Annotated in this window: 9 protein-coding genes and 1 pseudogene; 5 read left to right on the forward strand and 5 right to left on the reverse strand. The window is 64.5% G+C overall.

The window, feature by feature from the left end; translation table 11 throughout:
• From EN914_RS14605 to EN914_RS14620, 5 genes and pseudogenes are all read left to right on the forward strand, one after another.
• On the forward strand, positions 1–1,171 hold a 1,171-nt coding region (locus EN914_RS14605; RefSeq protein WP_164778742.1), incomplete at its 5' end, for a sugar ABC transporter ATP-binding protein.
• Positions 1,168–2,157, forward strand: a complete 990-nt coding sequence (locus EN914_RS14610) for an ABC transporter permease (protein ID WP_024505293.1) — start codon at positions 1,168–1,170, stop codon at positions 2,155–2,157. The genes EN914_RS14605 and EN914_RS14610, both read left to right, overlap by 4 nt.
• 5 nt (positions 2,158–2,162) lie before the next feature.
• A complete protein-coding gene (locus EN914_RS14615; protein ID WP_245467641.1) occupies positions 2,163–3,290 on the forward strand; it encodes an aldehyde dehydrogenase family protein in 1,128 nt (375 codons plus the stop codon).
• Positions 3,290–3,619, forward strand: coding sequence for an aldehyde dehydrogenase family protein (locus EN914_RS39875; protein WP_245462181.1), 330 nt, complete (start codon positions 3,290–3,292; stop codon positions 3,617–3,619). The genes EN914_RS14615 and EN914_RS39875 overlap by 1 nt, the downstream gene beginning before the upstream one ends.
• Before the next feature lie 96 nt (positions 3,620–3,715).
• Positions 3,716–3,865 (forward strand): annotated as a pseudogene (locus tag EN914_RS14620) (glycosyltransferase family 2 protein); the annotation flags it as partial.
• Between the two features lie 97 nt (positions 3,866–3,962).
• Here the strand turns inward: EN914_RS14620 and EN914_RS14625 are convergent.
• The 5 genes from EN914_RS14625 to EN914_RS14645 form a co-directional block, all read right to left on the reverse strand.
• Complete coding sequence (locus EN914_RS14625) at positions 3,963–4,769, reverse strand: ABC transporter permease (RefSeq protein WP_024505295.1); 807 nt, start codon at positions 4,767–4,769, stop codon at positions 3,963–3,965.
• Complete coding sequence (locus EN914_RS14630) at positions 4,769–5,602, reverse strand: ABC transporter permease (protein ID WP_013532644.1); 834 nt, start codon at positions 5,600–5,602, stop codon at positions 4,769–4,771. The genes EN914_RS14625 and EN914_RS14630 overlap by 1 nt, the downstream gene beginning before the upstream one ends.
• Before the next feature lie 23 nt (positions 5,603–5,625).
• Positions 5,626–6,741: an ABC transporter substrate-binding protein gene (locus EN914_RS14635; RefSeq protein WP_024505296.1), complete on the reverse strand. Its 1,116-nt coding sequence runs from the start codon at positions 6,739–6,741 to the stop codon at positions 5,626–5,628.
• Between the two features lie 67 nt (positions 6,742–6,808).
• Positions 6,809–7,903 (reverse strand): ABC transporter ATP-binding protein, encoded by a 1,095-nt coding sequence (locus EN914_RS14640; RefSeq protein ID WP_024505297.1) that lies wholly within the window; start codon positions 7,901–7,903, stop codon positions 6,809–6,811.
• A gap of 120 nt (positions 7,904–8,023) precedes the next feature.
• Positions 8,024–8,682 (reverse strand): LysR substrate-binding domain-containing protein (locus tag EN914_RS14645; protein WP_127389136.1); only part of this gene is annotated, 659 nt, incomplete at its 5' end.

Below are 8,682 nucleotides of genomic sequence, written 5' to 3' on the forward strand. Positions count from 1 at the left end.
CCGCCGCCGCATCCGGCGCGAGGCAGACGAACTGATCGCCGGGCAAGGCTTTGCGCTCGATCCGGACGCGCTCGTCGAAGATCTGCCGTTCGCGGCGCGCCAGCAGGTCGAAATCCTCAAGGCGCTGTCGCGCGGCGCTTCGGTGATCGTCATGGATGAACCGACCTCGTCGCTTACCGTGCGCGAAGAAGAGGTGCTGCATGCCACCATCGCCCAACTGCGCGCCACAGGCATCGGCGTCGTCTATATCAGCCACCGCATGTCGGAGATTTTTCGCGTCGCCGATCGGTTGAGCATCATCAAGGACGGCCATATCCAGGGACCGTTTGCCACCGAGCAGATCACCATACCCGAGGTGTCGCGGTTGATGGCGCGGTCGGCCTCCGTCGTGGTGATGAAGCCGAAGGCACGACGCGAACCGGGCGAAATCGTCCTCGAGGTGGTTGACCTCGGTACGGCGCGAAAGCTGCGCGATGTCGGCCTTGCCGTGCGCGCCGGCGAAATTGTCGGCATCGCCGGCCTTGTCGGCAGCGGCCGCTCGACGCTTGCCAAGGCACTGTTCGGGCTGATCCCGGATGCGCGCGGCGACGTACAGCTCAGCGGCCGCGAGATCGGCGCGTTGGCGACGCCGCCGCGCATCCGCGCAGGCATGGCGCTGGTGCCGGAGGACCGAAGGGCCGAAGGGCTGGTCGCTCAACACAGCCTGGCCGCCAATGTGGCTCTGCCCAATCTGGCCGAACTGACGTCGCGCTGGCCGGGCGTCTTGTCGTGGCGGCGCGAGACCGAGATGTTCCTCAGCTTTCGCGATGCGCTGCACATCGCCTGCCGCGAGCCCGGTCAACCGGCTTCGGAACTATCGGGCGGCAACCAGCAGAAGGTGGTGTTCGCAAAGTGGTTTGCCAGCAATCCAAAACTGCTGATCCTCGACGAGCCGACGGCAGGCGTCGACGTCAACGCCAAGGCGGAAATGCGGACGCTGGTGCTGCGGGCTGCCGAAAAGGGCATGGCGGTGCTGCTGATCACCTCTGAACTCGATGAACTGGCCGGTCTCGCCGACCGGCTGATCTATATGGTCGACGGCCGGCTGGTGCCGGGCGAGGCCACACCGCGCGGCGAGGAAGAAATCCGCACCGTGCTGCAACAGCTCGCCACCATACACGAGGCCGCATGACCAACTCGATCCTCACCCCAGGCCTTAGCTCCGACATGGCCGCCGCCAGACGTGCATTCGCCTGGCAGAGGGCGAAACGCCTGGCTCGCGACCACATCACCTTCATCGTCTTCGGACTGATCACGCTGTTCTTCATCCTGCACGCGCCCAACTTCGCCTCGCTGGCGACGGCGAACGCCATCGGCCGCATCACCGCGGTGGTGTCGATCATGGCGGTCGGCATGACCATGGTGATCATGTGCCGCGAGATCGACCTGTCGGTCGGCGCGCTGGCCAGCCTTTCGGCCATGGTCGGCGCCATACTGATGCAGACCGGCATCACGCCGTGGCTGTCGATCCCGGTGATGACGGCCTTCGGGGCGCTGGTCGGGCTGATCAACGGCCTGATCGTCACCCGGTTGCGCATCCCCTCCTTCCTGGTGACGCTGGGCATGCTCAGCATCCTGTCCGGTACGGCACTCACGCTTACGGATTCGCTTCCGGTGCCGATCGGCGACCGCACGCTTGGCAAGATCATGGCCAACGGCACGCTGATCGGCCTGCCGGCTGCGGTGTGGTGGACGGTGGTGTTCGCGCTGGCCGGCATCTATGTGCTGCATCTGTCGGTGATCGGCCGGCAGATGGCGGCGACCGGCGGCAACGAAGCAGCGGCACGGTTTTCCGGTATCGACGTCGACCGCGCCAAGGTGGTGGCCTTTGCCATCTGCGGCGCCTGCGCCTCCTTCGCCGGCTACATGCTGGCGGCACGCGCTTCGGCCGGCAACCCTAGTGTCGGCGTCGGACTCGAGCTCAACGTCATTGCCGCGGTTATCATCGGCGGCACCAGCCTGTTCGGCGGCCGCGGCTCGGTGATCGGCTCGGTGATCGGCGCCATCTTCATCGGCATCCTTGCCTTCGGCCTGGTGGTCATCGGCCTCTCGACGACCATCCAGGAGATCGTCAAGGGCGTCATTATCATCCTCGCTGTTTCGTTGAACCGGAGATAACAGCCATGACCGCGCAAACCGGGCTGCCTATCGACGGCAAGATGTATATTGGCGGCCGCTGGACGTCTGGCCGGTCGACGCGCGCTATTGCCGTCTACAGCCCGGCGACAGAGGAGCTGGTCGGCAGCGTCCCGGAAGGCGTCGCCGGCGATGCCGAAGACGCGCTGAGAGCGGCACGCCATGCCCAGCCAGCCTGGGCGGCACTGCCGCCGATCGAACGCGCCCGAATGCTGCGCCGGCTCTGCGCCTTGCTGGAGCGCGATCGCGAAATCATTGCCCGGCTGATCACCCTGGAGCAGGGCAAGCCGATCGCCCAGGCGCGTGGCGAAGTCGGCGGCGCCATCGGCTTCATCGAATTTGCCGCCGACAATGCCAGGCGCATCGAAGGCGACATCATCCCGTCCGATGCGGCGGGCGAGGAGATCTGGATCCGGCGCGTGCCCTACGGCGTGGTGGTCGGCCTGACCGCCTGGAACTATCCGGTGGCGCTGGCCGGCAGGAAGCTCGGCCCGGCGCTGGCGACCGGCAACACCATCGTGCTCAAGTCACACGAACTGACGCCGCTTTCCCTGCTCGAGATCGGCCGGCTCTGCGAGGAGGCCGGCATTCCCACCGGTGTCGTCAACATCGTCAGCGGCAGCGGGCGCGAAATTGGCGAGGCGCTGGTGCGCAGTCCGCACTCAGACCTCGTCACCATGACCGGCAGCGTACGCGCCGGGCGCGAGATCTATGCCGCTGCCGCCAAAAGCCTCAAGGTCATTCGCCTGGAACTGGGTGGCAAGGCGCCGTTCATTGTCATGGACGATGCCGACATCGATGCCGCGGTGGATGCCGCAATCATTGCCCGCTTCACCAATTGCGGCCAGATCTGCACCTGCAACGAGCGTATGTATCTGCACGAGACCATCGCCGACCGGTTCCTCGACAGTTTCGTCGCGCGGGCCGCGGCACTGCGGATCGGCAACCCGCTGGACGCGGTCGATCTGGGCCCCAAGATCAGCCGGCCCGAACTCGAAAAGGTCGAAGCCATGGTGGGCGAGGCCGTGCGAGGCGGCGCGGAGCTGCTGACCGGTGGCCATCGGCCGGAGGGGATGCCTTCGCCAAGGGGCATTGGTTCGAGCCCACCGTGCTGATGGCACCCTCGAATGCGGCGCCAATCATGCAGCAGGAGATTTTTGGGCCGGTCGTGCCAGTCATGCGCGTCGCCGATTTCGACGAAGCGCTGCGGCTGGCCAACGAGTCCGAATTCGGCCTCTCCGCCTATCTGTTCACCGGCAGTCTCAACCGCGTCATGCGCTTTAACAGCGAAAGCGCCTTCGGCGAGCTCTACATCAACCGCACCTGCGGTGAGATGGTCCAGGGCTTTCATTCCGGCTGGAAGAGTTCGGGGCTGGGCGGCGAGGACGGCAAATACGGCTTCGATGCCTATCTGCGTAAGAAAACCGCCTACGTTGCGGCTTGATTGCCGCGGAGCGTGAATGTGGACACCGGTTCCCGGTCACCTAACCTTGCTCCGTTCCTTGCCGGCTTCCGATCCACGAAGCAGCGGGTTGCGGGGCGTTTCGCCGTGCTTGCCGCCTGGTTCCTGTCGGTCGGTATGCTGCCGCGGCAAATGGCCATGGCGGTGCTGTCGTGGAAGCTTGACGCATCGTCCCGACCGACATTCCTTGCCAACCTGTCCAGGACAATCCGCCGCGCGATGGGGTAGCCCGACGCCCTCGCGGGCCGGGAAGAAATGTCCGGCAGGACGGGAGGGAGCGCTGTCCCCGGAGGCCTTCAGCGGGCCTGCGTTATGCTTTGCCTTCTCACTGCGCCCCGCGTTGCCTGGCAACGAAACTGCGCACCGCCAGTACCAGCACGGTGATGATGATCAGGATCACCGAAAGGGCCGCGATCGCCGGGTCGATGTTGTCGCGCAGGCCCATCCACATCAACCTGGGCAGCGTGATGGCGTTGACCGAGGTGATGAACAGGGTGACGCCGATTTCTTCCCAGGACAGCACGAACGACAGCAACGCCGCGGTGACGATGCCGAATTTGATGTTGGGCATGATGATGCGGGTGGCGCGTTCCCAGACAGTTGCACCTAGGCCGCGCGCGGCGAGGTCTATGCGGCGGTCGAGCTGGCTGAGCGAGACCAGCATCAGCACCGTGGCGAAGGGCACGGTCATCACCGAATGGGCCATGGCGACGCCCAGCCAGGTGTCGTAGCCGAAGAACGCGCTGAAGCCCGAGATCGAGGTGAGCAAGAAGTAGAGCGTGATCGCCGAGACCACCGGCGGCACCACCATCGGCAGCAGCACGAAGCCGACCAGGGCCGCGGTGAAGCGCGGCTGGAACATCCAGACGCCAAGGCTGAAGCACAGCGCCAGCACAGTTGAAAAGGCGCTGCTGACGACACCGATGCGGATCGAGAGCAGAATCGATTGGAGCCAGCGCGGGTCTTCGATCAGCGCCCGGTAGTGGCGCAGCGACAGTTCGCCCGACGGCATCGCCAGCATGCGGCTCGGCGTCAGCGACACCGGGATGACCGCGAGCAGCGGCATCAGCAGGAACAGCGCCACGAAAGCGGCAATGATCAGCGAGACGGGACCGGGGCGGTAGGTCGGCATCAGATCAACTGCTTCGGTCTGACATATCGGAACAAGAGCGCCATCAGCGCGCCGACGAACAGCACCAGCACGACGCTGATCGCTGCACCCAAGCCCCAGTCCGGGCTCTGGAATATCCTGAGATAGATCAGTTCGGCGATCATGACGCTGCGGCCGCCGCCAAGGATCGCTGGTGTGACGAAGAAGCCGAGCGAGAAGACGAAAACGATCATCGCCGCGCCTATGATGCCGGAGCGCGTCATCGGCACGAACACCGTCCAGAAGGTGCGCATGCGGCTGGAGCCGAGCCCGCGCGCCGCCAGGAGCACGCGGTCGTCGAGGCTGCGCATGGCCGATGCCAGCGGAAAAACGGCGAAAGGAATGAGGAAGTGCGTCATGCCGACGATGACGCCGAATTCGTTGCGCACCAACGCCAGCGGTTCGGAGATGAAGCCGATCGCCTGCAGCCACGTGTTGATCAGGCCGCGATTGGAGAGCAGCGCCACCCAGCCGAAGGCACGGGTCAGCACGGAAATCCAGAAGGGAACGAGAATGCAGAACTCGGCGATCAGGCGCTGTGCCGGGGTTCCACGCACCCAGACGACGGTGATGGCGTAGGCAGCGGCCACCGAGACCACGGTGACGACCGCCGCGATGCGCAGCGTGCGGATGAACACCGACTGCACCAGATCGTCGGTGAGCAGCGCCTCATATTGGCCGAGGCCGGGCGTCGGCAGCGTAAAACTCCATTTGACGACGCCAAGGAACGGCCAGGCATAGGCCAGGACAAGAAACAGGAGCAGCGGCGCCATCAACAGCGCCGCGCCCATCCTGTCGGAGAGATAGGATCTCATTGACCCGATTACCCCGGCCCTGATCAGGCCGAGATGATCTTGGTGTATTCGTCGAGCGCCGGCCCGTAATTTTTGGCGTACCAGTCCATGTCGAGCGCGATCTGCTTCTTCATGTTCCCGGGATCAACCGGGTTGATGCGCTTCTTGTCGGCCGTGATCAGCGCGTCTGCCGCCGGGTTTGCAGGACCTTGGCCGAGCTTGTCGAACATGACCAGCTGCTTTTCAGGGTCCTGGGCACTGGCGATGAACTTCATCGCAGCGTCCTTGCCGCCGGGGTTGTTCTTGAGCACGGCCAGCGCACCGGGCGAGATCAGTCCCTGGTCCCAGATGAACTTGATCTTGCCGCCCGAATCCTGCTCGATCAGCGAAGCGCGCGTCGACCAGACGATCGCCATCGAGGCCTCGCCATTGAGCAGCACGCTCTGGCTTTCGGCGCCGCCACCCCAATAGGCAACGACGTTTTCCTTGAACGCGGCGATCTTGTCATGGGCGCGCTTGAGGTCGAGCGGGTAGAGCGACGCCGGCGCGATGCCGTCGGCCAGAAGTGCTGCTTCCCAGCTCGATACGCCCCATTTGTAGAGCGAGCGCTTGCCGGGGAATTTCTTCACGTCGAAGAAATCGGCCATGCCGGTCGGCGCGTCCTTGCCGTACTTCTCGGAATCATAGGCAATGACATAGGAGAAGAAATAGGTCGAGGCGGCGTATTCCCAACCAAAGCCGGGCCGCATCTTCTTCTTGTCGACGATGTTGTAGTCGATCGGCTCGAGAGCCCCTTGGGCGCCGAGCGTGATGGCCGAGAAGGGGTCCACGTCGACGAGATCCCAGGTCGGCGCGCCGCTCTTGAACTGCGCGGCGATGGCGCCTTCAGTCGGACCCGAACCGTCCATCTTGACGGCGATGCCGGTGTCCTTGGTGAAGGCCTGGCCATAGGCGGCATCATAGGCGGTGATGGCATCGCCACCCCAGTTGACCAGCACGAGTTCCTTGGCCTGCGCAAAGGCACCTGTCGAGCGCAGTAGCATCGGCGCGCCAGCCAACACGAGTGCCGCCAGCTGTGTGAACTGCCGGCGCGAGATCTCGCCGCGACCTGCCCTGGCGGACAGGCTCTCGACGGCTTGTTTTTTGGTGTCATGTGTCATGTCAGTTCCCCTTTTTTGTTGTTGATAGTGCCGGAAAGCGGTGGAGCGATATTTCGCCACACCGTCGTCATTGCCCTCCATGCGGAAGGAGGAAACCCTTTTCCGCCGGCCAGGTGAGCCAGACGGAATTGCCCTTGCTGAGCGCTGCGGCCGCCACCTCGTTCGGCACCGAGACGGTAACCTTGGCGCCTTGCCGTGTCGTCAGGTCGAGCCGCGTCGCAGCACCGAGATAGGTGGAGTTGGTGGCGGTAGCGGCGATGCCATTCTCGCCATCCGCCGCCTCGCCCGATATCGACATGTATTCGGGCCGGATCGCCAGGATGGCATCGCCGCGCACGAGTTCGGCCTTGCAGCCCATGCTGACCGCGCGGTCTTCGCACAGGCCGGTCGAGCCATTGCCGGCAGGCTTGACGCCCTTCAGCGGCAGCATGTTGATTTCGCCGAGGAACTCGGCGACGAAGCGGTTGTCCGGCCGGTCGTAGACTTCGTCGGGCGCTCCGACCTGCAGCAGTTTGCCGTGGTTGAAGATGGCAACGCGCGACGACAGCGCCAGCGCCTCGCTCTGGTCGTGGGTGACGAAGACGAAAGTGGTTCCGGTTTCCTGGTGCAGCCGCTTCATCTCGGCCTGCATCTGGCCGCGCAGGCTCTTGTCGAGCGCAGAGAACGGCTCATCGAGCAACAGCACGCCAGGTTCGAACACCAGCGCACGGGCCAGCGCCACGCGCTGCTGCTGGCCGCCCGACAGTTGCGCCGGCAGTTTCTTCTCGTGGCCCTTGAGACCGACGCGCTCGATCATCTCGCCGACACGGCGCTTGATGTCGGCGGCCGATTTCTTGCGCACCTTGAGTGGGAAGGCGATGTTGGCTTCGACGCTCATATGCGGGAACAGCGCGTAGCCCTGGAACACCATGCCGGCGGCACGTTGCTCTGCCGGTCGGTCGGTGATGTCGACGCCGTCGCTGAACAGCTTGCCCTCGGTCGGCTGCACGAAGCCCGCAAGGATCATCAGGAAGGTGGTCTTGCCCGAACCCGACGGCCCGAGCAGGGTCAGGAACTCGCCACGGCCGATATTGAGCGACAGATTGTCCAGCGCACGGAACGAGCCGAAGCTCTTGCCGATCCCGATTGCCTTGATCTCTGCGGCACGGCCGGGTTGCTGCATACTGCCCTTTCCCTAACGCTTGTCGAAATCGTAGGCAGGGTGCCGGCTCACCGCAACCGAATAGTTTTCGCGTGATCGGCAAATTCCATTCATCTATGGCGAGATGGCGCCGCCTTGCCCTCAATACGGCAGAATGCGGTTCTCCTGGAGTTTCGACCGCAGCCATCCCGCGAACGCTTCCAGCACCGGATGCGAAGCCTTGGCGTGTTCGGAGACCAGGAAATAGGAGCGTGGCGACTTGATCGCGATGTCGAACGGCCTGACCAGCCGGCCCTCGCTCAGCGCCCGCCGGCTGGTCAGTTCGTCGCCCATGGCGATGCCCTGGCCGGCAATCGCCGCCGAAAAGACCAGGTTCATGTCGGAAAAGAAGATGCCACCCTCGATGTCGGGGTTTTCCACCTTGGACAGCGCCAGCCAGCGCGCCCAATCCTCGGTGTCGTCGAGATGCAGCAGGTTGGCGCGTAGCACGTCCGACGGCCGGGAAAACCCGCCGACCTTGTTGAGCAGCGTCGGGCTGCAGAGCGGCGTGAACGAGATTTCGCAGAGCGGCTCGACCGCCCGGTTCGGCCAATTGCCGACACCAAACGCAATGAAGGCATCGGCATCTGCGTTGCTGACATCGTCGAGCCGGCGCGGCGTCAGGATGCGCAGCGCCACGTCAGGATACATCTGCCGGAACTCGCCGATATGGGTGCACAAGAACAGCGAGGCGAAGCCGGGCGTGCAACTGACGGCAAACGAGCCGCCGACGCCGGTGCCGGCGTCCCGCGTCACCGCAT

Source organism: Mesorhizobium sp. M7A.F.Ca.CA.001.08.2.1, from assembly GCF_003998455.1.
GTDB lineage: Bacteria > Pseudomonadota > Alphaproteobacteria > Rhizobiales > Rhizobiaceae > Mesorhizobium > Mesorhizobium ciceri.

Coding starts and splice junctions, on each gene's coding strand:
- EN914_RS14615 (WP_245467641.1), top strand. CDS start 2,163: ATGACCGCGCAAACCGGGCTGCCTATCGACGGCAAGATGTATATTGGC.
- EN914_RS14630 (WP_013532644.1), bottom strand. CDS start 5,602: ATGAGATCCTATCTCTCCGACAGGATGGGCGCGGCGCTGTTGATGGCG.
- EN914_RS39875 (WP_245462181.1), top strand. CDS start 3,290: ATGGCACCCTCGAATGCGGCGCCAATCATGCAGCAGGAGATTTTTGGG.
- EN914_RS14640 (WP_024505297.1), bottom strand. CDS start 7,903: ATGCAGCAACCCGGCCGTGCCGCAGAGATCAAGGCAATCGGGATCGGC.
- EN914_RS14625 (WP_024505295.1), bottom strand. CDS start 4,769: ATGCCGACCTACCGCCCCGGTCCCGTCTCGCTGATCATTGCCGCTTTC.
- EN914_RS14635 (WP_024505296.1), bottom strand. CDS start 6,741: ATGACACATGACACCAAAAAACAAGCCGTCGAGAGCCTGTCCGCCAGG.
- EN914_RS14610 (WP_024505293.1), top strand. CDS start 1,168: ATGACCAACTCGATCCTCACCCCAGGCCTTAGCTCCGACATGGCCGCC.